24 protein-coding genes and 1 pseudogene are annotated in these 25200 nt (G+C 43.5%); 4 read left to right on the top strand and 21 right to left on the bottom strand.

Annotation, left to right across the window (positions count from 1 at the left end):
- On the top strand, positions 1-529 hold a 529-nt coding region (locus tag AB9H30_RS01725), incomplete at its 5' end, for a tyrosine-type recombinase/integrase (protein WP_371192891.1).
- 18 nt (positions 530-547) lie between these two features.
- Positions 548-781, top strand: a pseudogene (locus tag AB9H30_RS01720) (tyrosine-type recombinase/integrase); the annotation flags it as partial.
- A gap of 765 nt (positions 782-1546) precedes the next feature.
- Here the strand turns inward: AB9H30_RS01720 and AB9H30_RS01715 are convergent.
- From AB9H30_RS01715 to AB9H30_RS01700, 4 genes are all read right to left on the bottom strand, one after another.
- Positions 1547-2212 carry a hypothetical protein gene (locus AB9H30_RS01715; RefSeq protein ID WP_371192890.1) on the bottom strand — a complete coding sequence of 222 codons (666 nt, stop codon included), beginning with the start codon at positions 2210-2212 and terminating at the stop codon, positions 1547-1549.
- A gap of 264 nt (positions 2213-2476) precedes the next feature.
- The gene (locus AB9H30_RS01710; RefSeq protein WP_371192889.1) at positions 2477-2662 is read right to left on the bottom strand and encodes a hypothetical protein; all 186 of its coding nucleotides are present in this window, start codon (positions 2660-2662) and stop codon (positions 2477-2479) included.
- A gap of 112 nt (positions 2663-2774) precedes the next feature.
- Complete coding sequence (locus AB9H30_RS01705) at positions 2775-3038, bottom strand: hypothetical protein (protein WP_371192888.1); 264 nt, start codon at positions 3036-3038, stop codon at positions 2775-2777.
- Between the two features lie 124 nt (positions 3039-3162).
- Positions 3163-4425: an MATE family efflux transporter gene (locus tag AB9H30_RS01700; protein ID WP_371192887.1), complete on the bottom strand. Its 1263-nt coding sequence runs from the start codon at positions 4423-4425 to the stop codon at positions 3163-3165.
- Positions 4426-4795: 370 nt separating this feature from the next.
- Between AB9H30_RS01700 and AB9H30_RS01695 the strand changes: the two genes are divergently transcribed.
- Positions 4796-5335: a disulfide bond formation protein B gene (locus AB9H30_RS01695; protein ID WP_371192886.1), complete on the top strand. Its 540-nt coding sequence runs from the start codon at positions 4796-4798 to the stop codon at positions 5333-5335.
- 215 nt (positions 5336-5550) lie between these two features.
- On the opposite strand, the gene AB9H30_RS01690 is transcribed toward AB9H30_RS01695, so the two are convergent.
- From AB9H30_RS01690 to AB9H30_RS01610, 17 genes are all read right to left on the bottom strand, one after another.
- The gene (locus AB9H30_RS01690; RefSeq protein WP_371192885.1) at positions 5551-6258 is read right to left on the bottom strand and encodes a PP2C family serine/threonine-protein phosphatase; all 708 of its coding nucleotides are present in this window, start codon (positions 6256-6258) and stop codon (positions 5551-5553) included.
- A gap of 2 nt (positions 6259-6260) precedes the next feature.
- The gene (locus tag AB9H30_RS01685; protein ID WP_371192884.1) at positions 6261-8948 is read right to left on the bottom strand and encodes a tetratricopeptide repeat protein; all 2688 of its coding nucleotides are present in this window, start codon (positions 8946-8948) and stop codon (positions 6261-6263) included.
- On the bottom strand, positions 8945-9499 hold the full coding sequence (locus AB9H30_RS01680) for an ECF-type sigma factor (RefSeq protein ID WP_371192883.1): 555 nt from the start codon (positions 9497-9499) through the stop codon (positions 8945-8947). Before AB9H30_RS01680 ends, AB9H30_RS01685 begins: the two co-directional genes overlap by 4 nt.
- 210 nt (positions 9500-9709) lie before the next feature.
- Positions 9710-11716: a hypothetical protein gene (locus tag AB9H30_RS01675; protein WP_371192882.1), complete on the bottom strand. Its 2007-nt coding sequence runs from the start codon at positions 11714-11716 to the stop codon at positions 9710-9712.
- A gap of 108 nt (positions 11717-11824) precedes the next feature.
- Positions 11825-12352: a YcgN family cysteine cluster protein gene (locus AB9H30_RS01670; RefSeq protein WP_371192881.1), complete on the bottom strand. Its 528-nt coding sequence runs from the start codon at positions 12350-12352 to the stop codon at positions 11825-11827.
- Between the two features lie 2 nt (positions 12353-12354).
- Positions 12355-13056, bottom strand: coding sequence for a fumarylacetoacetate hydrolase family protein (locus AB9H30_RS01665; protein WP_371192880.1), 702 nt, complete (start codon positions 13054-13056; stop codon positions 12355-12357).
- 104 nt (positions 13057-13160) lie between these two features.
- A complete protein-coding gene (locus AB9H30_RS01660; RefSeq protein WP_371192879.1) occupies positions 13161-14180 on the bottom strand; it encodes a lytic transglycosylase domain-containing protein in 1020 nt (339 codons plus the stop codon).
- Between the two features lie 12 nt (positions 14181-14192).
- Complete coding sequence (locus AB9H30_RS01655) at positions 14193-14480, bottom strand: YcgL domain-containing protein (protein WP_371192878.1); 288 nt, start codon at positions 14478-14480, stop codon at positions 14193-14195.
- On the bottom strand, positions 14458-15654 hold the full coding sequence (rnd, locus tag AB9H30_RS01650) for a ribonuclease D (protein WP_371192877.1): 1197 nt from the start codon (positions 15652-15654) through the stop codon (positions 14458-14460). Before rnd ends, AB9H30_RS01655 begins: the two co-directional genes overlap by 23 nt.
- A gap of 6 nt (positions 15655-15660) precedes the next feature.
- Entirely contained in the window at positions 15661-17313 is a 1653-nt protein-coding gene (locus tag AB9H30_RS01645; protein WP_371192876.1) for an AMP-binding protein, read from the bottom strand.
- A 151-nt stretch (positions 17314-17464) separates the two neighbouring features.
- Positions 17465-18313, bottom strand: coding sequence for an alpha/beta fold hydrolase (locus AB9H30_RS01640; protein ID WP_371192875.1), 849 nt, complete (start codon positions 18311-18313; stop codon positions 17465-17467).
- A 2-nt stretch (positions 18314-18315) separates the two neighbouring features.
- Complete coding sequence (locus tag AB9H30_RS01635) at positions 18316-19020, bottom strand: Slp family lipoprotein (RefSeq protein WP_371192874.1); 705 nt, start codon at positions 19018-19020, stop codon at positions 18316-18318.
- 110 nt (positions 19021-19130) lie between these two features.
- A complete protein-coding gene (locus AB9H30_RS01630) occupies positions 19131-19436 on the bottom strand; it encodes a hypothetical protein (protein ID WP_371192873.1) in 306 nt (101 codons plus the stop codon).
- Between the two features lie 2 nt (positions 19437-19438).
- Positions 19439-20131 carry a tRNA (adenosine(37)-N6)-threonylcarbamoyltransferase complex dimerization subunit type 1 TsaB gene (gene tsaB, locus AB9H30_RS01625; protein ID WP_371192872.1) on the bottom strand — a complete coding sequence of 231 codons (693 nt, stop codon included), beginning with the start codon at positions 20129-20131 and terminating at the stop codon, positions 19439-19441.
- Positions 20132-22048, bottom strand: a complete 1917-nt coding sequence (locus AB9H30_RS01620; RefSeq protein WP_371192871.1) for an ATP-dependent DNA helicase — start codon at positions 22046-22048, stop codon at positions 20132-20134.
- A 104-nt stretch (positions 22049-22152) separates the two neighbouring features.
- Complete coding sequence (locus AB9H30_RS01615) at positions 22153-23358, bottom strand: ABC transporter permease subunit (protein ID WP_371192870.1); 1206 nt, start codon at positions 23356-23358, stop codon at positions 22153-22155.
- On the bottom strand, positions 23358-24143 hold the full coding sequence (locus AB9H30_RS01610) for an ATP-binding cassette domain-containing protein (RefSeq protein WP_371192869.1): 786 nt from the start codon (positions 24141-24143) through the stop codon (positions 23358-23360). The genes AB9H30_RS01615 and AB9H30_RS01610 overlap by 1 nt, the downstream gene beginning before the upstream one ends.
- Before the next feature lie 286 nt (positions 24144-24429).
- Here AB9H30_RS01610 and AB9H30_RS01605 point away from each other — a divergent pair, with 286 nt between their 5' ends.
- Positions 24430-25164: a YIP1 family protein gene (locus AB9H30_RS01605; protein WP_371192868.1), complete on the top strand. Its 735-nt coding sequence runs from the start codon at positions 24430-24432 to the stop codon at positions 25162-25164.
- Positions 25165-25200: the final 36 nt, after the last annotated feature.

Below are 25200 nucleotides of genomic sequence, written 5' to 3'. Positions count from 1 at the left end.
TCGAGAAGTGACCTCATCTACACAGAATTTGGCATTGTGCGCCATTGTGTTTATGTATAAGCATATCTTCGAAAGGGAGTTAACGCTTCTACCTGATGCAGTGAGAGCCAGAGCACCTACTAGAGTGCCGACTGTGCTCTCACACAAAGAAGCGCTATCAATCATTGGATTAATGACACCCCAATATAAACTCATATTTTCATTGCTATATGGCAGCGGCTTGCGAAAGGCAGAGTTACTTAAATTGCGTGTCAAAGATATCGATTTTGAGGCTAAGACAGTATTTGTGTTTAGAGGAAAAGGCGCTAAAGACCGTACTACCATGTTACCTAAAAAGCTGATTGAGCCATTAAAAGCACAGGTAGAAAAAGTGCGCGGCATCCACATGAAAGATATTGCTGAGGGAAGCGGGATGACCAGCTTACCGCCAAGCCTAGCAAGAAAGTACCCGAATGCTGTGAAAGAGTTTAAGTGGCAGTATTTATTCCCATCAACCACTCGCTGTGAACACCCTTATGATGGTTATTAGTGTCGGCACCACCTTCACAGTACAGCATTGGCAAGAGCCTTGAAGTTAGCTGTCAGAAAGTCTGGCGTGACAAAGCATGTTACTGCTCATACATTCAGGCATTCCTTTGCAACGCAGTTGCTTATAGCCGGAGCGGATATTCGCACAGTGCAGGAGTTACTAGGCCATAACGACCTAAGAACAACACAGATTTATACCCATGTAATTGGACAACATTCATCAGGGGCGATAAGCCCATTTGATATTGATTAGTGTGCGCGGACGACCGTCCGCTTTTCTAATTCTGATAGTTCATGCCATTAGTTTGAATGTAACCAAAGGGCAAATAAAGAAGCGCTTATTTTAACTGAGCTCGTGAATTGAAAAGCAATAAAATTATCGTTCCCGAGTAACGGCAATTGCCGTAACCTTTCCTTTGAGTGTAAGCAAGGGCAACGCCGGCTGATCGCTCACAGCCGAACTTCGCAAAGGTGCTTCTAATAGTGGAAATGTTAATATTAAAACGCTACTAGTTTACTCGATATCTTTGCGTAATTGCGTACCTATAACCGTGCCCAAGATTAGTGTGATAACAAAAACGCTAATATCTAGAAGCCACAATTGAGATATATGTATCCTTCCCATTAGCATAGAAATTGTTATGAAACCGAAGAGGTGAACACTAAAACCGACAATGAGCACATGTAAGATTGGATGTAATAACTGATACCTAACAAGATGTGCATAAACAGCAATAGAAAAAACACTGAGTAGTATGTAGTTTACAAATAGCGACGCTAACGCTGAATATAACTCTAAACCCAGCAAGCTCAAAACTGTGTGGATGAAGGCGCTTACCATTATCGGCACAACAAATAAAACAGCTGAGTATTTTACAATTCGTTCCCAGTTCAAATTAACTCCGTGTAACATGACAGTGTTTATATCACTAGCGTAGCTAAATGCAAATTGCATAAATAATTGCGCATCCGAAGGAACGACAGTGACTGGCTTGATGGCTTTGTTAGCTCTCGCCCCTCATCGCAAAGCTTCGTTAATGCTTTTGGCATCTTTGTACAACGCCTCGTAATCTGCAAACTCACCATGGTTTAAATTATAAATTAATAAGCACGACTTGCGAGCCTCAATGCATATACTTTTTGTGGATTCCAATTTTCTAATTAGTGACTGCGAGAAAGTGTTTCGTATTCTAGATTCATCGTCGCCTTTTAAAACATACATCTTTGAAAACTGCTTATATTCATCAAAATCTATATCTGCTGCTCCAAAAGCTTGTTTTATTTTCTCAAAAATATTCTCTGGAAATAATTCAAAGGTAAAAAGCTCTCTGTCTTTTAGTTTTATCAATACTGACCTTAATGTCGCTTGTCTAGTTGCTGTACTTTTATCTTGTGACTTTGATGTATACACAAAATCAAAAATAAAAAAGTCTTCTTTTTCAGATGACTTGCTAATTACATGGTCAAATTCATAGTCACCATAGCCACCACTTGCTCTAGAAAGTATGTTAAAACCATGCTTGTGCATTTCAGTAAAAATAGAGTCCGCCTCTTTGAAAGAGTACTTAGAAATGAATTGCTCTCTTGAAATGGAAAACCGTTTCTTCCGTTTGGAATAGTAGTAACTTGATACAATAAAGGCTGCTATCAACAATATCCAATAAGCGATGTCAAAATTATTCATACTGTCCTAGAGAGATAAGGAGGCTTTAGAAAAAAGCACTTTTGAGAGTATAAGACGCATTAACGCTATGTACTAGTCATTGTCACAGCTGTATTTGAGAGCAGTTTCGCGTTTACTCATATGTGGTGTTGAAGAAATTTGTGAAATATTTGTCGTTGAGGTGGGTAAGTAAGCTGACTTTTGGTGCTGAAATTGGGACACTGAGACGCGAAAGACCTTGCCTCAGCGTATAGCATCTTCAAGCATCACTGTATCCTTCGTGTGTCAAGCGTCGGTGACCGCCCCAGTAAAGTCAAAATCCCTTTGGATGGTAAAATTATCAAACATAACCGTTTGCTCTAAAGCTTCGACTGGCGGTGCTCTGGAATTGTTGGCAGTGATGGGTGAGCCTTTGTTTGTCCAGATATGCCAATATCTTGTGGATGATGGTGGGTTCTGAGATACAAGCAATTATCGTCACATTGAGCTTTTGGCATTTCTCACATCTCACGCGTCGGTCACCCGATAATGTCTATGTTGAAGACACGTTCTTACTTGCCGGTTACCGGACTTTGTGCCCAACTCATTCTTGACTCTTTCTTGGCATGTTGGCTTTTCGGTTTTTTAGCTGTAACTTTATAATTATATAAATATTATGAAAAGTTAACAGAAAGCAAAGTGCTGCGACAATTAAGCAACCAACAAATAACTGCACAACAATGTCTCTTGCCCAAAATGCCATGCCAGCACTTATCAAACCAACGCAAAGCTCAATAAGAGCGGCTTCCCATAAGGTGTGAACATTTGTGGAGACAGGTCGTGCATAATGTTTAATTTTATAAGGCAATCACTACTTCCTATTGAGGCCGGTTGTATGCCCGAAATAGTTACGAATTTTGCTTCCTTGCGAATGAAAAAAAGGAGTTAAATGTCAACGCAATTAAACATCACTTTATAGCCTTGTTTGAGTATTACGTTTTTCCAGATGTTTGCAATAGACCTATTTCTCGCCTTGTATAGAAATAAGCTATGACAGCGGCAAGGATAACCACAATGACTATCGTATAAAACATAGAGACCATCGGAAAATCGTACAGCATAATTAAGGCATAGTTAATCGAGCCCGGAATAATCAGTTGTCGCGCAATGCCCAAATACATTGGAAACATGGGTTTTTGAATGGCCTGCAGCACCGCTACGCTTTGAAACAACACCACATAGGCATAAAACGCCAAAGTATCAATCCGAAGGTAAGTCACACCTGTGTTTTTAATGCTCTCGCTGTCGGTAAATAAGCCAACGGTAAAGGGAGATAAAAACCACATCAGCGGGATAGATACTGCCGCCATAACAAGCCCAATCATTAAGCTTTTTTGAAATGTTTCTGCGATGCGCTCATTGTTACCTGCGCCCATATTCTGACCCACTAGTGCCATAACCGCGCTATTTAGCCCCAATGCAGGCAACAAAAGCACTTGCTCTAGACGCAAACCAACCGTGTAGCCAGCCACATGTTCACTGCCAAATTGGCCAATTAAAGCCACTGTGATAAAGCTGCCCAAAACAATGGTCAACATATTAAAACTTGCTGGCAATACTTGCGCTAACAGTGCTTTGTATCGATGCCAATCAAATGCAGGTCGTATTCTTATATTTAGGCGTTTTGCTAACACCCGCAGTAAGTAAAAAGCCGTGGCGAACTTTATCACGACGGTTGCCAACGCTATGCCGCTAACGCCAAGATCTAGCGCAAACGTAAAAAGCGGGTTTAATATAAAATTTGCAAAAAAGCCGATGGCCAAGGCATTGCGATTTGACTTGGTATCACCAAGCGCCATTAAAGCTCCGGCAGCACCAAATGATAGCGTAAAGCCAACAGAGCCGGCCAAGGTTACCCATAGATACTCCATCGCCAACGGTTCGATATGAGCTTCAGCTCCAAGCAATACCACCAGTGGCTGCGCTGCAAAGTAGCCAATAATAAAGGATATCGCACTAAAGCCTATCGCTAAGCCACTGACATTATTGACCCAGTCTTTAACCTCGCTTGTGTCGTTTCGGCCAGCGCCTGGCGCGATCATCGCCGAAGCACCTGACTGTATCCCGATCCCGATCGACAAAAGCAAGAAAAACACACTTGACGCAATCGACATTCCCGCCAGCGCATCGGCAGATAAGTAACCCGCAAACCAAATGTCGGTTAAATTGTACAGCGTGTTAAATAACATACCCATCGACGCTGGGATCGCCAGTCGAATCATATGCGATAAAATAGAACCACTGGTAAGAGAAGGGTTAGACGCTGCCGAAGCAATTGTTGGAGACGAAGGTTTTATAGCAAGATTCCTTATGCATGGACGCTAAATGTACTTGAATACTGCATGCTTTACTATATTTGAATATTTTCGCCAGCAGCGTTTGGCAGCATGTGTTCAATACAAAGTAAGTTATGAAGAGCAATTACATTGAATATTTTTGGGCTATACAAAATATTAGATGCAGAGCTAGGGTTCTTATCCAATTTTAACAAATGATTATTAGCAGTTGATTTTTAGTGTATAGAGGCTAAATTAGCAGGCAGTTATAAAAACGTGCGAAGATTTCATGCAAAAACTGTTTTGGTTAGCCAACTGGAGTAGAACAAGAACACCTTGGGCGATTGTTTGTTGCAGTGCGTTCGCGCTATTGCTTGCTGCGCTGTACTTTCAACATGTGCTGGGCCATGCACCTTGCGTAAAGTGCATTTATCAACGCACTGCCATTATTGCTATCTTTTTTGCCACTTTGCTGCCCGTGTTGTATCCACACTTTTTTATTCGCATGCTGTCGTTGATACTTTGGGGCGCCGCCGCCATTTGGGGCTTGTTGCAAGCAAAGGCCCACTTAGAGGTCATATTTCCAGAAGGATTCTTTGTACCGCCCTGCCCGTTTTTTCCAGAATTCCCAAGCTTTATGCCATTGCACGAATGGCTACCAATGGTGTTTGATGCCCCAGGCAGTTGCAACACCAATGACTGGCAGTTTTTAAGCATGGGCATGCCTGAGTGGATGCAAATTATCTTTTCGCTTTATATCGCGGGCTGGATAGTGGCTTTGTTTGGACAAATTCTTTCGGTTAATCTGTCTCTGAAAGCCAAGAAATAAAGGCTATTTGCATTCTAGGTTTGGAACAGGCCTATTTTATCTAAACGCCAAACGGATGGAGGTGTTTGGATTTAGATAATTCGTATTACTTCTTCGTGCCATGTCGTGACGTTCGTAAAGTTAGCTTTGACCGGCAAATCTACCCAAAGCGGAGCTAAAAACGGGTTAGAACAAGTATTGTTGAGTACGTGAGCGAACTTGCGAGATTACTGCCTTCACATAATGCGGTTTAAAATTACAGCTGAAATATTGTCTCTGCCGCCCGCGGCGTTTGCGAGCAAAAAGAGTTGCTTTAGCGAACTTTCTTTATCGTTTGAGTGATGAAGTATCTTGTGCATTTGTTTTGCGTTCAGCTCGTTGTAAAGACCGTCGGAGCATAATAATAGAGTATCGTTGTTGCCTACATTGATTTCAATTGCAGATACCTGTGGCGGGTAATTGTTGCCTCCACCTAAACACTGTGTAAGTTTGTTTTTATCAGGGTGATGCGCTGCAAGATCTTCACTCAGCAAATTTAAATCTATCAACTTTTGCACAACCGTATGATCTTTCGTGAGTAGTTGGATATTATCATCACTCAGTATATAAGCGCGACTATCGCCAACCCAATATATACTCAAGGTATTATTACGCCATAGTCCAAGAATAAGCGTGGTACCCATGCCTCTATATTTTGCATCTGACTGTTCAGCTTCAATTAGGCGTTTATGGCAAGATGATATGGCATCAAGTGGTTCTTCACCTTTAAGCAACAGACGCGGCAATTCTTGACTAATTAAATTAGAAGCGAAATCCCCTGCAGCATGCCCACCCATGCCATCAGCAATTAACCAAATACCGGCTTTATCATTCACATAAACGCTATCCTGATTTTGTGCTCTGACTCTGCCTTTACATGTATTTGACCATGAATAAAAAGCCATCGTTAGTTATCCTCTAGTTTCAGCAAAAACGCACTCAACTGAATGCTTTGCTCGCCATAAATACGCATAAACATTTGAGTAGCTTCTTCTTTTAACTTTTCTCCTTGCTCTGCTTGAGAAGTTTGAATCAGCGCATTGCCGTAAAAGCCGAGTGCTTCAGCGCGAAATGAATGATTATACATATCGAGATTTTCCATTATTTCAATCGCTGTTTTAAAGTGTGTTATCGCCGCTTGATAATCGCCTTGTTTGTACTTAATTCGGCCCAGGCCAATATAAGGAATGGCTAATCTGAAATGATTCGGCGTGGTCTTTAAAAATAAACGTAAACCTTCTTCAAAATATTGTTGTGACACTACTAAATCTGATTTACTCAAATAGAGATCTGCAATCGACAGTACGACACCAGCATAATATGAATGCTCCCGTCCATACACTTCTTCAATAGCCACTGCGCGTTCTTGATGTATTTCTAAGGCATTATCAAATTGCCGTAAGTATTTATGCACACGTGCCACAATGCCTTGACTAGCAAGTGTTTCCACATGCTTATTACCCACGATATTACGTCTTATTTCTAGCCCTTCCTGTGCCGAAACAAGCGCTTCTTCAAGGCGTCCCATCCTAATTAATGTGCTAGCTAGTTGATTTAAACTATAGCCAAGATCAAGGGTAAGGTTTGGCTTTTGACGCTCTAAGGCAATCGCCTTTCTAAGATTTTGTTCCGATAAATCAAGCCGTCCAATTCGCCTTAAAGAATGGGCGTAACCCACATAATACGCCGCCATATCTTTTTCTATAACAGCAGAGTTTTCGAGTAGGTCTATTGCATTTCTCGAATATTCAACGGCTTCTTTTTCATTACCTTCATAACTAAGAACGGTAGCTAATTCAAACATAAGTTTTGCCTCAACTAACACTTGTTGATTGGGGCTAAATTGTTTAAATACCGCGGGCTGTTTAAATTGATCAATGAGTTCGCGAAACAAGTTCTGGGCTGCTTTGTAGTCGTCGTTTGCAAATAGTAATTGACCACGCGCCCGACCCATAATAACAAGCGTTTGCCCAGAGAGCTCTGCGTCACCCGCTGTAATTTTTTCAACGATTTGGGAAGCTTGTGAGACCAGCTTCTCTGAGGTTTTGAAGTCTTCAAGCGTATTGAATACCAGTGCCAGAGAAGCCAATAACTGTACTTTTATCTGGTCTTGGGTTTCCATTGTCTGAAGTTCATCAATGGCCAAGTTAAGCAACTGTTTTGTGCTAAGCTCTTTGCCATTATTTTTATATGGATCGGCGGCATCAAAAATACCCAGCATAAAATCAGAAGTTTGCTGGGCGACTTCAGCTTGGGCAATTGCACGATCTCGCTGTTGCTCTATTTGCCCGCTTTGTCGAAAAATAACTGCACTAAAGCCTATTAGACTACATAGAAATATTGAGCCTACTAGGGTGGTGGCAGTATTCCGTTGGACGTATTTTTTCACTTTGTAAGACAGACTGTCTGGCTTTGCCAAAATAGGGTAACAATGTGTATAACGGTGAATATCTTCAGCAAACTGAGCAACGTTTGAGTACCGTCTATCTGGAGATTTTTGCAGTGCTTTCATTACAATGATATCAAGATCACCCTTTATTTTTTTTGCTCTTTGTTGGGTAACCAAGTGTTGTGACCTTTTGCACACAACACTTGGTTTAATCGGTGTTTTGTTCAGAATACTGTCTTCCAACTCTCTTGCATCAGTTGTATTTTCGTAAATACTTTCGCCAGTTAATACGTGCATCAACAGCGTGCCTAAGCCATAAACGTCAGAGCGTGTTGTAATTTGCGCGCCCAAAACTTGCTCAGGAGAGGCATTTCCGGGAGTTAACACTCGCATTTGTTCTTGTGTTAAATCGCTAGTGCTTCCTTGGTGAGCAGGATTTATTAGCTTAGCAATCCCAAAATCTAACAGCTTCACATCGCCTGTGGCGGTGACTAATACATTGCTCGGTTTTATATCACGGTGAACAACTAAATTCTGGTGAGCATAATCGATTGCCGATAAAACCTGTTGAAACAAAGAAAGCCGCTGTTCAACGTCGAGCTGATGCTGTTGGCAATAATCGGTAATAGGAATGCCGTCTACAAATTCTAAAATAATGTAAGGAATACTCGCATTCATTTCTCCACCACCAATCAAACTGGCGATATTTTTGTGTTGTAATGAAGCTAATATTTGACGTTCTTGCTTAAAGCGCAAAACACTATCATGATTAAGATACCGCTGATGGATTACTTTAATGGCTACCCATTGGTCAAAATCTTCACCACTGCGCTTAGCTGAATACACTCTGCCCATCCCACCTTCGCCAATACAAGACACAATAGTAAATTGTTCAACCTTATCGCCTGCTTGCAACGATACAGAGGACTCGCTCAACGTCTCGGCGTTAGCAGACACTATTTCTGTTAAGCGAACATCGTTAGCTTGGTCGTTCTCAGCAGCTAACATTGCCATGACTTCGCGGTAAATGTTGTTACGAGCATCATCTACATCAACTAAGTCATCATCAAAAGTGTTTTCATTAATTAGTTCGTTAGTTATGACTTCTTTACATTTTTGCGCAACAAACTCTGCTTGTTCATCACGAGGCTTTTCAGAGGCTTGATTGAAAATAATTTTTATTATTTGCCATTTTTTTGCATTCATCTGCTTTCATCCTCATCAAATGTCGATTGCATTTGATGTTTAAGCCAAGCTTTAGCTGCTTTTAAATCCCGTTCTACGGTGGCGTTTGACAACGCTAATACCTTTGCTATTTCGTCGTTAGTAAGGCTTGAAAATAATTTCAGCTCAAAAATCTGCGCTGCGCGCTGGTCAAAATTAGATAACTGAATTAACAGTTTATCCAAATAAATAAGATCTATATTATGATTGTCGGCTTGGTTAATTGCTTCTGCAAGCGTGACCATTATCGGTCTATTGCCACGTTTGGCTGAGGTTTTAGCGCGCGCATGATCAACTAAAATTCGACGCATATTTTGCGCTGCCAACGCTATAAAGTGACTCTTACTATCTACATTTATGTTCTTTCCTGCCATATTTACATACACTTCATTTACTAAGGCCGTAGCTTGAAGAGTATGCCCAGCGTGCTCTGCCAGCATGTATCTATGGGCAATTTGATTGAGCTCTGCTAATAAAGCAGACTGCATATGAGCCGGTAAATCTTGAATAGCTTGTGTAAATGGATCTTGCATAATCGGCCTCATTTAGGTCGTCTGATCACAAATTATCGTTTTAGATATTCCAGTTCAACAAAAAATATACAAGGCATAACTATTATTTGGGGCTTACGCTCACAGTGGCACCAGATAGAAGTTACTGGAACTTATGTGTTTAGGCCTTATCGCCTTGTCATAATAACTGCACAATGCAGTCAACATTGTGCAGTTATAAGCGTAACACCACTATAAATTGGTATCGCCAGTCTCTCCGGTACCTGTTTTGGGTGCGCCATCGGCACCGCCTTGACCAATAGTAAATTGATTATCTGATACGAACACAGCAAAATTGTCATTCGGGTTTGAGTCAAAGATACCAAAGCTCCAACCACCGTCACCGCCAGACAGAGCATCATCTGAATAGCGCGCATTCCCGCCGTTTCCACCATTGCCACTTGTTAAATTGTTGTTTTCAATTGTAGCTGGTGTATCAGCGCCTAAGAAAATAGCATAGCTTGCGCCACCGCCACCAGAACCTCCTGCGCCGCCGAAGCCTCCGCTCCCACCATTTCCACCATCACCACCTTCGCCACCCGAAAGATTGCCAGGATCACCTACTCCGCCTTGACCTCCAAAGCCACCGCGTGCCCCAACCCCGCCTACGCCGCCGGTACCTCCATTCCCACTTGTAATGGTATTATCTTTTATTTCGTTTAAGCTTCCTCCGGTAATGTTCACGCCAATAGAAAAGCCACCTTGTGATGCGCCAAAACCGCCCTCACCACCTTCACCGCCTTCACCTCCACCGCCGCCAGCCCCCCCATTGCTGCCGCCTGAGCTTGCCGCGCCTCCGCCGCCTCCGCCGCCACCGGCGCCAGAGAATCCTTTGGAGCCCATTTGCCCCTGACTACTGCCAAAAAACGTGTCAAAAGTGGTAGCGCCTGATCCATTGCCGCCTTCACCTCCTCGACCGCGCACGCCGTCGTCACCGTTTCCGCCATTGCCACCATTGGGCGTATCGCCTGCAAGTCCACCCGACCCGCCAAAGCCTCCTTGGACGAGCGGTGCTTCTGTGCGCCCATTTCCTGGTGTTCCATCAAAACCATCTTGAGAGCGCCTAATCCCTGCATTACCCCCAGTGCCGCCATTCCATGCACCCGATAAACCACTACCCCCAGCACCACCCGTTTCGTTGTCACCTACTCGGCCATCTTCGCCATCATTGCCGTTCTCACCAATACCTAATGTCCGACCAGAAGCAGAGGCCGCCGACAAAGCATGACCTGTTGTAATGGTATTGCCAAATATTCTTACGGTCTCAACATCCCTAGTAACAATTCCAAAAACACTTCGGACTGACGATTCTGTAGTAGGCTCAATCTCATATTTTACATCTAGGTTATTGTTTTCAACTATAAGTTCACCGCCATTTCCTGACATTGAAATAGCAATTGGGGTGTAAACCAAATTGGCAATATCATTAGCAATCAGTTCAATATCTAAACCAGAAATAGTCGTGGTTAGATTTGATTCTGAACCATATATCAAGCCATGTTGATTGTTTATAGTAATAGGCGTTTTATTATTCGCTTTATCTGGGTCCCAATTGGCGTCATAGCTACCATAAATTGATTGGCCACTATTTAATGTTTTATTTCCGGTTTCACTCGGCCACAAAATAAAAGACCCATCGTTTTGAGGTGTCTGTACATAAAAATCAGCGTCTGAATTTGCACTGTGAATAGCATTGTTTAAGTCAGTATAGGGTGCCATTAAAGAGCCATCGGATGTTCCTGTGTAACTTGCATCAACAAACACTGCTGTGTTGGTATCTTCTACAATAATAACAAGGACATCTTTTGTATCACTGCCTCCTTGCGCGCTTGCAGTGACTCTAAATTTTATCGTATCAACCTCATCAGGAGCACTAAAACTTGCCTGATTGCTATCAAAACCTTGAGCATTAGAAACAGGGTTTCCATCTACTTGTACCCATGCATAGCTAATGCTATCGCCTTCAGGATCGGTTGCAGTAGATGAGAGCGTTACGCTATTTCCCGCACTTACCAGCATTGGTGCAATATCGGCTAAAACGGGTGCTTGGTTTTGTGGTTGTGGCGACGGCGTATTACCGCCGCTGCTTGAACCGCCTCCACCGCAAGCACTAAGAGCGAGGGTGATAAGCGATAGGCTAAATAATTTGTGTAAACCTGATATTTCTCTCACTAAACTAAGTGTATTAATATGTCCCATTGTTTGCATTCTCCATAAATGTATTGCGTTCATAGAGGTAATGCGTAAATGAGTGAAAATTTCCCTCATAAAAAAAGAAAAAACTGGGAAGTTAGGCTTTAATAAGAACTAAGCAATTTCAGACAGTGGCCAAGTAACAATGTAGTCTTCAAAATCTTCTAGGTCGACTTTGTCTTCGCTGATCACTTTGTTGCGAACAGTGATCCCAAGCTCGTGCATTTTGGTCTTTTTGCCTTTGTTGAGCATTGGGTGCCACGTCGCCAAGCCTTGGCCCTCATGCATTCTGCGATAGCTGCATGAGGGCGGCATAAAGTTAATATGCTGGAGGTTTTCTTTGTTTAAGGTCACGCATTCAGGCACTAGCTCTTTGCGTTTATCATAAGACTTACATGCACAGGTTTTTTCGTTTAGCTGGTAGCAACTGATGTTGGTATACACCACATCGCCCTGCCGGCTTTCCACTTCAGTTGGCTGAGTGCCATCTTCTATATCCTCGCTGTCAACAAACTTATGCAAACAACAGCGCCCGCAGCCGTCGCAAATAGCTTCCCACTGTGCGGGAGTCATCTGCTCTAACGACACGGTCTCCCAATACTTAGAATCCATCAAGGCTTTAGTATATGGCACCCCTTTCATGTTTATGCTCCGCTGACTTGTTGGTCTACTTGGGTATGAATAGCGAAATGCCCAACTAATTCGGCATCGATACTGTCTCCAGTATGCAGCGCTGCAACGCCCTTAGGGGTGCCGGTGAGCACAATGTCGCCTGGCATCAGCGTGAATGTCTTCGATATATTTGCAACCAAGGGTAGCACTTTATGAAGCATCAGCTGCGAATTGCCGTGCTGACGAAGCTCCCCATTTACATGCAGCGTAAATTCAAACTGTGGCTCCTCAAACTGTGCAATCGGCATAAAACCACTTATCGGGCAACTGCCGTCAAAAGCCTTTGCGCGCTCCCATGGTTGCCCTGCTTTTTTGAGCTGGTTTTGGAGGTCTCTTAAGGTAAGATCAAGGGCCAACGCGACTCCAACAATCGCGTCTGCGCATTCTTGCTCGCTTGCATTACTCAGCTTTTCGCCAATTAAAAACGCAAGCTCTAATTCATTATGGCACTCGCCAGCATGCTTTGGCAGCGTAATACCTTGATTGATATCCACCAGCGCAGAAGCAGGTTTCATAAACAAAATAGGCAATTCACTCACTTCATTGCCTAGCTCCTTTATATGGTCCATATAATTGCGGCCAACGCACACTACTTTGCCAACGGGAAATTGGCCAGACTTAATGCCCCTAAAGGCTTGGCCTTGTAAGTTAAGATGCTGATAGAGTTCTGTCATGATGGCTGCTACAACTTTAACGTCAATTCGGTTTCAATACTCGGGTTTAAAAAGGGCTAAACTTTAACTCAGTATGTTTTTATACAATATGCTTAACCACTGTATTACAACCCTTCGCCTATGCCTTTCGCGATCCTTTCCGATAAGTATGCCACGGAAACTCCAAAGTAATAAGAGCGATTCCAGCGCATAAGAGTATCAAAATTACCATATACTAAATAAATCCTGCCCGTAGGACCATCAGGCAAGATTAATCCCGCGCTAAGCGATGCACTGGGTAGAGCTGAGCCATCAAAACGCGTTACGCCGAGCTCTTGCCACTGCTGTAGTGTTTTTTTGCGAGTTGAGCTTAAGCCTTCTAAATCCTCTATTTTATCGATAGGAAAGGTATCGCTCAATTTCACCTGCCGGCCCCAAGTTTGTGAGCCGTTCCAGCCCTCTTTATTTAGATAGTTTGCAATAGAGGCAAAAACATCTTCTGGGGTGCCCCATATGTCTTTTTTACCATCACCATTGGCATCGACTGCGAAATTAAGAAAGGAACTAGGCATAAACTGACTTTGACCCATAGCTCCGGCCCAACTGCCATTGAAGTCTTCTAAAGCAATATGACCCTGCTGTAAAATATCCAAAGCAGCAAAAAACTGAGATTCGAATAAGGTTTGTCGCCTGCCCTCGTGAGCTAGAGAAACCAAGGACGATATGATTGGATGGTTGCCTTGAATACGGCCAAAATTACTTTCATTGCCCCACAGCGCAACAATAAAGCGCGCCTGAACATTATATTGTGAAGCTACTCTCTCTAAAGTTTCACGGTGAAGTTCATATTGCTCCATGGCCTGTTTAACCTTCCAGTCTGGTACACGGGTTTCTAGATAAGTATCAAGGGTAAGGCGCCTTTCTGGTTGATTTCGATCTGCTTTTACGACTTTCTCGCGCTGTTCGATACTTGCAAAAATAGGACCCAAAAACGCTTCGGAATATCCCTTCGAAAGTGCTTGCTGTTTTAGTGAGGCAACATAGTCTTCGAAATCAAGTTGTTGTTCTGATTGCGCTTCAGCAAATCGCGCGCCCGTTAGCATTAGCAAGGCAACACATATCGTAAATTGGTAAATCAATTTCATTTATGCTTCCTTTTACGGCTTAGGATCGTGTCCTAGATCTTGGCGGTGACTTTCTAACAAGCTTTCAACCTTAGGCGGTAACTGCAGATAAAAACCCTCAGCCTGGACTTTTTCAATAAAAGTGTCGCGGGGCAAATTGGCAATGTGCTCGCGCTTGCCAACGGGAATTAACATCACAAATAATGGCGTACCCACCGCCTTTAAAAGCGCCGAAGGTACTTTTGTGAAGTCACCTTTTTCAGGCACATACAAATAAGTGTCGGCTCTTCTTGAGGCCTTATAAACCGCGCAAAGTTTCATATGTTCCTTGTTCGCTAAATAATGCTTCTAAACGCTCGATGAATAAGACTCTTCGCCAGCCTGTGAGCAAGTCGGGTTTAAGCCCCTGTAGCTCAGTTTCGTCTTGTGTAACCCAGCACCATCTTAACACTTGCCCTATTTGCTTTTTAGAGGCCAATACCGGCGAGGGGATGCCGGTTTTTTCAGCGGTTTCTTCAATGATCAATTTAATATCGGCAGTGGCTTTTTTATGTACTTGAAAGTCAATCAGTCGTTGCGGCTTTGCAGGGAACATTTCTTCAGATGCCGATCTGGCATCATTCACAATTCTTAAAATATCATTCGCATACAGCCTCAGCTGTTTTCCAAACAAGCCGTGAATTTGATGCAGTTGACTGCTGTTTTGTGGCAATTTCATAGCAATTTCGAACATAGAAGCTTCTTTGATCACAAAGTTGATGGCGATGTCTTCTAACCTTGCTAAGTCTAATCTCCAGTGCGCTAAATGCTTAAGTGCATACAAACTACGCGGGCTTAGTTTCCAATTGTTCGATAGCGTCAAATACGCATATTCCGCTGGAAATGGATGGGTCTTTTTTAAGATCAGTGCTTCTGACTCTGAAAAAACGCAGTGAGTCAGATTTCGCTCCTCAAGCTCGCTTGCTAGCTCATCATAGGCTGCCATTAAATACGTTACATCGGCAGCAGCATAGTCAAGCTGATTATTCGATAGAGGGCGTGCCATCCAATCGGTTCTTGACTCGCCTTTATCTAAGCTAATAGAAAAAAATGTTTCAACCATATTGGCATAGCCAATACTCGCGCCTTTTCCGAGTATGCTTGCAGCAAACTGCGTATCAAAAAGTGGATTTGGCGTCACGCCCAAATTGGTATGCAGCGCTTCGATGTCTTCTGAGCAAGAGTGCAGTACTTTGACAATATTTTCATTCGTCAAAATTTGCGTAAATGCCGATAAATCAGAGATTAAAACCGGGTCAATGAGAGCGAGTCGCTTACCGTCATAAACCTGCAATAGCCCAAGTTGAGGCTTTAAGGTGCGCGTTCTCACAAACTCTGTATCGAGAGTGACAACACTGGCCTGTCGCAAGTCGTCACATAGATTGTTCAAGGCAGCTTCGTCGCATATGTATTCATATGCTAGTTGATGTAGATTCGCTATTTCGGCGCTATTCAAACCTGATTAATCCCTAAGTTCACGGCGGAGTATCTTACCCACGTTGCTTTTGGGTAGCTCGTCTTTAAATTCAATAATCTTCGGTACTTTGTAACCGGTCAACAAGGACTTGCAGTGGGCAATCACCATCGACTCGGTCAGTTTACTGTCACTTTTTACTACAAACAATTTTACCACTTCTCCAGAAACCTCATGCGGTATACCGATAGCGGCAGCCTCTAGAATGCCGTCGTGCATGGCGGCTACTTCTTCAATTTCGTTTGGAAATACGTTAAAGCCAGACACTAGAATCATATCTTTCTTGCGGTCAACAATATAGAGATAACCTTGATTGTCAGCTCTGGCAACATCGCCGGTAGCCAGCCAGCCATCTTGAAGAACTTCAGCCGTTGCGTCTTCCCGCCCTAAGTAACCGAGCATTACCTGCGGTCCCTTCACATATAGTTCGCCAGCTTCCCCGAGGGCAACTTCATTGCCCTGCTCATCGCATATCTTTATATCGGTAGAAGGTAAAGGTAGCCCGATGGAGCCTTTGTGCTCTTTTGCATTAACTGGATTGACCGATACCACAGGGGAGCACTCAGTGAGGCCATAGCCTTCGATAAGCATTTTACCGGTAACCGCTTGCCATTTATCAGCCACTGGTTTTTGCACAGCCATGCCACCACCCAGACCAAAACTAAAATGAGAAAAATCTAGCTCTGCAAAGCCTGGGGTGTTGAGCAAACCATTGAATAAGGTATTTACGCCGGTTATCACAGCAAAAGGATAGCGGCTTAATTCTTTTACAAACGCTGGCATATCACGAGGATTGGTGATCAATAAATTGGGACAACCGTATTTTAAGAAGGTTAAACAGTTACTGGTAAGCGCAAAGATATGATAAAGCGGCAGCGCAGTTACTACCATGTCTTTGCCAGGGGTGACCGCTGACTCTAAAATTCCGCTTACCTGCTCTAAATTGGCAACCATATTGCGGTGCGTGAGCATGGCACCTTTCGATACCCCTGTGGTACCACCTGTATATTGCAAAAATGCAATATCGGAGCCGCTCAAGCTCGGCCTTGTATATTCCTGCTTCTCACCTCGAGCAAGGGCTTCAGAAAACGAAACCGTCTTGCTTAAACCATGCAATGGGATCATCTTTTTGACATGCTTTACCGTAAAATTGACCAACCATTTTCTGGGAAACGGCAGCATGTCGCCTAAATTGCTCAATATAATATTTTGCACTGGCGTGTTGGATAACACTTTGTCTAAGGTAGACGCAAAATTTTCGACAATCACAATGGTTTTTACATCTGCATCGCAAAGCTGATGCTGAAGTTCGCGCGGCGTGTAAAGAGGATTCACATTTACGACTGTTAGCCCTGCTCTCAATACACCAAATAATGCAACAGGATACTGCAGTAAATTTGGCATCATAAGCGCAACGGCGTCGCCTTTTTTTAGCCCTAAATTCTGCAAATAGGCAGCAAATTGTATCGACAATACATCAAGATCTTCGAAACTAATTTTATGCCCTAAATTGATGAACGCGGTTTGATTTGCATATTGGCTGACAGCGTTTTCAAATATCTCTATAAGGGAAGGAACTCTATCTGGGTTGATCTCAGCGTCTACCGACTCGTCGTACTGATTTATCCAAATTTTTTCCACAAAAACATCCTACAAAATCGATTGATTGCATGGCGTGCATCACATCTTGAGTGAATGGTCAAACCATTAGGAAAAGCGTAATCGTAATACTAAAGGAGTATGCGAAAAAATGAAACGTATCATTCCATGAAAACATCTTACCAAGCTTAATTTAATGACTTTTGAGAGTATTCTCTATGTATGTTGCGATTGCCTCTGTTTGTTCCATATGCACGTGATGACCGCCGGCTAACTCAATACAGTGTAATTGCTTAAATATTGTACTACGGTGAGTAAAAAGACGTTTTACTTTTTTAAAGCCCTCGCTCCCGAGCACAACATGATAGGGACACTGAATATTCTCAAGCAAATCCAAAGCTTGACTAGAGCTCAGTCTGAGGGCCGATTTGGTGCGTAAGCGTTTATCCGTTCGCCACTGCAACTGTCCATTTACAAGTTCTGTGTTGCGAGTCAAGATAAGCTCTGCATGGGCAGCCTGCATGTCGCTCACGCGCAGTCGAGATGCCACAATGCTCGCCAGTGACTCCGGTTGCTTAATGGGTTTATCTGCTAATTGGCGACTGATCATGCTTTGACGCAGCTGCTTTGTGCTAGTAAATTCTGGCTCAGTTAGCGGCCCAAAGCTCTCGATACTGATGACTTGTTTTATCAATTCAGGAAAACACGCCGCGAGGATCGTAGACAAAATACCGCCTAAAGAATGCCCCACTAAGGTGACATCATTCCAACTATTTTCTGAAATCAGGCAATATAGATCGTGAACGTAGTCGCTGAGATGATAATGCGCATCTAGACTTCGATGGGCAGACTTACCATGACCGGGCAGGTCGATAGCCACGCAGTGGTAGGACGGCAACAAAGGTATAATTTCGGCAAAGCTATTTGCATTGTCTAAATAGCCGTGAACAAATAATAGCGGTGATGACTTACCTTTACCGCTTTGCAATGCACTTATTCGCCCATTTAAAAGAGTAATTTCTTCTAGTTGCGTATCAACCATGTCTAGCGCTGTTGTGTCGCAGGCTGTGAAGGCGTTGTTCTTTGCGCCGACGAAGGTTGACGGTTTGAGTTTGAGCTAGAGCTCGACGAGCCTCTAGAGCGCTCTACCCTGCTACCCTGAGAATGTCCGTTATTTCGGATTACGCGGACTCTAGAGCTATGAAACCCTGAATGCCAAGGGTTATACCAAGTGCTCCAACCACGGTTATGAAACGGCATGCCAAACAAAAACGGATCATAGCCAATGTTTTGCACTTGCACATCTGAAGTCTGTTGCCACATAAAGTAGCCTACCGCGCTGAGCGTGGGATAGGTGTAGTTTTGTTCACCAATAATACCCGTTTCAGAAGTTGCAACTTCGCCTACAATTGTGATTAATCGGTCTTTTTCAAACACCAATGGGTCTACAAACCCCGGAACTACCGCTTTAAATCTTCCTGGACTCTCTTCGCCAGTTTTGGGCTTACCGTTACTAGCCTCGGGAAAAAATATAACCTCGATTTCGGAAACTTTTTGCTTATTTTGTACGCTGACTATACGACCGCCCCATCGGGCTTTTTCACCAATAGCACTGACCGCTTCTGGGTTGTTGATAATTTGATTAAACGGCACTAATACCGCATTTTCAGGAATTTTAATTTGCTCGGGCACCGAAGCGCATCCGCTTAACAGCAGTCCTGCAAACATGATAATTAAGACTCTATTCACGATGCGACCTCTATGATAATTGAACTAATGTAGTCATCGGCGTTGAGACAATTCGCGCGTTGCGAAAGTTCCATACGCATAAATTATGGGCAGGCATAAGGTGTAAACATTTAAGCGTAAATGTCGACACCCATTAACTTACTGACCGCCTCCCGCTTTTGCGAAAGCTCTACAGTCTCATAGGCCTGTAAGTTTTTTTGAACTTTAGCAGAGACATCTGCATAACTGTTGGCGCGCGAAAAAATCGCCTCAGCATCAGCCATTGTCTGCTGTGAACCGGTTTTGACAACATGCTTTTTTAGCGGCGGCTGTTGTTCTGCGGCATCACCATTTGCATGGTTAACAGTCGGTTTTTGCCCATTGCCGGCATCGCTGTTGATAAATAGGTTTTTTTGCGTACTCGAAATACTTTCCATATTTATTCTCTATTTGGCAATTTCTTCCATGTCACCTTATCGCGTAAATACACCGGCTGAACATTCTCAACCGACACCCGTTGATGACTTTTATACTGTGACAGTGCAAGAGATAGCATAAACTCTGCGTTCGGATAGTTTACAGCTAACGCATCTGATTGCAATTGTATCCCTAATTCCTGTGAATACGCATGAAAACCGGTTCCTACATAGCTTTCTTCGCTACGGTGTTTCGCAAGGATGGCTTTAACATCGGCAGGCGGAAGCACTGACTCATCCGCAACTGAACAGGCAACACCATTTTCATTGATCTGATAATCACCGCAATACACTTCGCTCATGCGCGCATCTATGAGCGCGAGGGTTTGTTTTACCCCAAAGCGCTCAAAGTTCTCCTGCGCCATCGCCGCGAGGGTAGAAATTTCTAACACGGGCAAGTCACTGCCGAGGGCTAAGCCTTGAATGGTGCTGCTGGCAATACGAACGCCGGTAAAACTACCCGGCCCTCGGCCATAGGCGATAGCATCCAACTGACTTAACTTGATATTGTTTCGCGTTAACAGCTCATCTATCATCGGCAGTATGCGTTGGCTTTGCTGCTGAGGGCATATTTCGAAAATACCGTCTCTGGTATCGTCAAGTAAAAGTGCTGCGCTACAGGCCTCAGTGGCAGTGTCTATGCAAAGTATCTTCATCTAGTCTTCTATCTCTTCTAAAAACTCGCACACCTTGTCTAAGGAGCGAGTGCGGCGCATAGGTGGCAGACTGGCGATAAATGTTTGACCATACTGCTTGGTGAGTAAACGATTATCACAAATCACTAAAACGCCTCTGTCTTCACTGTCACGAATTAATCTTCCGGCACCTTGCTTGAGTGCAATTACCGCTTGCGGGATCTGAATGTTAGCAAAGGCATTACCACCTTTATTCTTGCAGTCTTTTATGCGCGCCTGCAATAAAGGATCATCGGGTGACGCAAACGGTAATTTATCGATCATAACACACAGCAGAGCGTCTCCTTTAACGTCGATGCCTTCCCAGAATGAACCGGTTGCAAATAAAGCAGCGTCTTGCTCTGACTTAAACTGCGCTAATAAGCTGGTTTTTGTACTCTCACCCTGCACTAAAATAGGTGAATCTTGTAAATCTCTGACCTGCCGGGCAACCTCTCGCATCATATGATGGCTGGTAAACAGAATAAATGCCCTGCCTTTTGCCGCTGCAATTAAACGCACTGATATGTCGACTAAATGTTTAGCGATGCTGCGCTCATGCGGTTCAGGCAAATATCGAGGTACACAAAGCATGGCCTGATTCGGATAGTCAAATGGACTTTCCATTTCAATGGTCCTTGCGTTCTGCAAACCCATCAACTGCTGGTAATGTTCAAATGAATTGTTCACAGCCAGTGTAGCTGATGTAAATACCCAGCCAGCATCACTTTTACTGACAATCTTTGAGAATTTATCAGCAATGCTGAGCGGCGTGATATGCAAAACAATGTGTCTACGGGTTGTCTCAAACCAATAGCTAACATCTGGGGTATTGGTGTCCATCAAACGATAAAAGGTTTCAGTCATGCCCAATAGTTTTTCTGCGTACTGGTCGATGTCTTTATCTCGGCTTGAGTGCACTTCTAAGACCGTTAAAAGCTGTTTTAACTGCCCGTGAATTTGTTCGAGCATCGGCAGCAGATGCTTTGACCTTATTGCCTCATCCCAATCACCGCGCTTAGGGTCAATATCAAACTGCATGCGTAAATCAGCAATCAGCTGGCGCGTTTTTTCGGCTACCTGATGAATTTGATCTGCATCTTTTAAACTCACTCGCTGCTGCTTACCCATGTCTGATAATAAGTCATCGAGCTGGCGACTAGATATGGCCTCGCCAAAATACTCACTGGCAATGTCTGGGATCAAGTGTGCTTCATCAAATACTACTAAGTCGACTTCAGGTATTAACTCTCCAAAGCCTCCTTCTTTTAAGGCTAAGTCAGCAAAAAAAAGATGATGATTAACCACAATGACATCGGCTTCCATGGCTTTTTTACGCGCTTTGAATAGATAGCAGTCTTGGTAATCTGAGCAGTCTTTGCCTAAACAATTGTCCACCGTCGAGGTAACTAAAGGTATGACTTTCGCATTATCTGGCAAAGCCGAAATCTCGCCAATATCACCGGTATTAGTAGTAGTGCTCCATTTTTTGATAATGCTATATTCGTTTAACGTCTCTTTCTCTAAGCGAATATGCTCACCGCCATTTAATCTTAAACGTTGCAGGCATAGATAGTTGGAACGGCCTTTTAGCAAGGCCGCGTCTTGCGTTTTATCGATGGCGTTTTTAATGAGAGGTAAATCACGCGTAAATAGCTGCTCTTGAAGATTCTTAGTTCCCGTAGAGATAATGACTTTTTTCTTTGATAACAGCGCAGGCACTAAATAAGCAAAGGTTTTACCCGTGCCGGTGCCCGCTTCTGCAATTAAGGTAGACTGGGTGGCGATTGCTTCGGCTATCGCATTCGACAGGTCCACTTGGGGTTGACGCACTTTATATCCCTGAATAATCGACGCGAGTGCACCCTCTTCGTCAAAAAAATCAGTTACTGCTGTCATGTATCGTCAACCTGTATAGGTAGTGGCGCGTGGAAATGCGGCATTGGTATCAAACCTTGGCTCGACATCTCACTATCACGAGCGAAAATTGAATCGTATTACGGCTATCGGAAAAGCACTTTTTCTTGTTTAAACCAATACACGCAAAACGCGATAAGTGCTCCGGCTATTATCACCGACGAACCGAAGATAGCAAACAATTGCAGGTAGTCCATCGTGCCTTTTATTAACTCTTTAATCGCCAACGCGACATTGGTCAGCGGTATCCACGCCCAAATGCCTTTAAGCTCAATGCCGGGCACTGCCGCAATAATAACGGGAACAATAACCACAAATACCAAAGGCGTCATATATCCTTGCGCTTCTTTGTAGGAGCGCGCATAAATCGACAATGACAGCAAGATCGCTGCAAACATTGACACGATAGGCACTAACATTAAGAAAACTAAGGCTACATCCAACAAGCCGATAGAGGCCATAAAATTGCTCACAAAACTAATTGCCATGCCTTGACTTAAAATCACGCTCCAAATCGCCATACTCAACACAGTGACCAGAGCAGATACGCCACCAGCGGTAGCGATAGTCAAAAACTTGCCCATTACAATATCAGTGCGGCTAATCGGCGATAATAATAGGGTTTCAAGGGTGCCGCGCTCTTTCTCGCCAGCGCCAATGTCGGCAGCCGGCAGCATCGCGCCCTGCAGGCAAAGTAAAAACAGAATATAGGGGATCATTCCGCCAATCATTGCACCGACCTTTTCTCGCTCGTCGGCAACATTGACTTTTTCAATGATCATGGGGTCGAGCAAGGTTTTTTGCTGGGTTTCATCCATTCCCAAGCGAGCAAAGGCTTCGCGCTGATATTGCATTTCGAAGGTATCAATAATTTGACTCAGCCGCGACTGCACGCTATTTAACTCAGCATCATTCAAATAGATTTTGAAGACAATTTGACCACTGTTTTCAATGTTAGCGCTGTAATTTTCTGGTATTGCGATTATAAAATCAAAACTGCCATTTTTGACGGCAGCCTTAAGTTGCTCTTCAGTGTCTGTGCCTACTGGCAGCTCTTTTAAATCTAAGTTTTCGACGGTTTTAAACTCTGACACTAAATCAGGAGCAAACTGCTTGCCCACGATCGCATAGCTCAGGGTTTTAGTTTGCGCTTCTGACATTGCTTGGGAGGTAAAATAAATTGCGCCGCCAAAGAGTAGTGGAAACACCACGATGGGAAGAGCAACCATAAAAAACAGGGTTTTGCGATCACGCAACAATTCTAATATTTCTTTTTTAAATACTAACCACATTACACGGCAACTCCTTGTTTTAAACTGGCCATAAATGAAGCGTGCAGGCCTTGAGTTGAGAGTGCTTTAAATGCCTCTAACGTGCCGTCAAAACTGGTTTCACCATAATCAATAACGGTGACTCTGTCACACAGTTCGGTTACTTCTTCTAAATGATGAGTAGAAAATATAACCGGTACAGATTGGGATTTTAAATCATTGATGAAATCAATGACGGTTTTTGCCGCCATAATATCTAAGCCGGTCGTCGGCTCGTCGAGCACCACTACCGCCGGACTATGGATGACGGCTCGCGCAATTGAGGTTTTTTGCTTCATGCCGGTCGAAAAGTTCTCGCTGCGACGATCTAAAAATGAATGCATATCAAGCTTGTCAGCAATGATCGCAATCCGTTCTTCTATTTGTTGCTCGCTCATGCCATTCAGACGGCCAAAATATGCGATATTCTCTCTTCCTGTTAAACGTCCATATAGGCCTGTGGTCCCCGACAAAAAACCAATTTTTTTGCGCGCGCTTACAGGGTCCTTAATTACGTCAATACCATTAATCAGCATGCTACCCGCATCGGCCTGCAATGCAGTTGACAGCAAGCGAAGTGTCGTGGTTTTGCCCGCACCGTTAGGTCCCAAGAGCGCTAACACTTCGCCTTTGTCACAGCGCAGACTCACATTTTTAACAGAATGAAAAAAACGACCCTCGAGGCGAGGATCTTTTTTGTCTTGTTCGCTAAGTTTCTTGGGATTTTCGACTTTAAATTTTTTCGCTAATCCAGAAATCTCAATCATATCAGTGTCTCTTCGGTGCAATGCTGCGCTAGCTTAAGCTATTCATCTTTGATAATCGACCCATTTTCATGATCGCAATGCGCTATTTTTGTTTCAAAACATGACAAATACAAGCTCACAAATAAAAAACCCAACCAAAGTACCGTATTGAGTAATTGCTGAAAGGCCTTCATAATGATTGACATAGAGATACAAGCTTATTGATAAGGTAATTGTTAAGGCAATTAAACTAATATTTTGGCAATATTGCTTACCGTAGAGTAAGTAGCACAAGGAGAGATATTTCATGCAGGAATCCACGCCACAATCGGAAACAAATTTAACGGTTAGCAATCCATTGCAAGCCGCCAGCGAAATTTTTTATCATCCTAGAGCTGTGTTCAATGCTTTATCAGTAAAGGACAATTGGTCCTGGATACCATTTATTTTAGTGCTGGCGGTGTCGGCAGTGCCCGTTTATTTGCATTTTAATATTGTTGATTTCGAATGGTACCGCGTGGCCCTTGCTACTATGCAGTCGCCCGAAGGTAGTCCCGCTGAAATAGAGGCCTTGTCAAACAACATAACGTTTGGAATGACGCAACTCATCACTCTGCTATCCATCGCATTAGGTGTGCCTATTTTCATGGTGCTGCTTGCTGGTTATTTTACCCTTTGGACAAGAAACGACGAAAAAAGCATACATGGATTTACTGACTGGTATGGCGCTACGTGGTGGATGGCAATGCCGTCAATTATTAACGCCTTATTAGCTTGCTTATATCTCATGACTCAAGAAGCGGGCACCGAAATCAGTCAATCAGCTCTCGCACCGCTGTCTGTTGCCTTCGCTTTTGGCACCGAAATGACCGACAAATGGTATGGCATGTTAAGTTCAATTCGCCTTGATACATTTTGGACAATGATGCTTGCAGCCATTTGTTTGAACTCTTGGACGAACTTCAGTATGACCAAAGCGATTGTAGTAGCCGCCATTCCAAATACGCTGATTTGGACCCTAACTTTCTTATATTTAATGTAAGCATAGTAAACGCGAAGCACATCTAAACCGCAGGGA

It is taken from the genome of Glaciecola sp. SC05 (genome assembly GCF_041380235.1).
Classification (GTDB): domain Bacteria; phylum Pseudomonadota; class Gammaproteobacteria; order Enterobacterales; family Alteromonadaceae; genus Glaciecola.
Note: the sequence above shows the minus strand (reverse complement) of the source record. Positions and strands in the feature narration are given on the sequence as shown.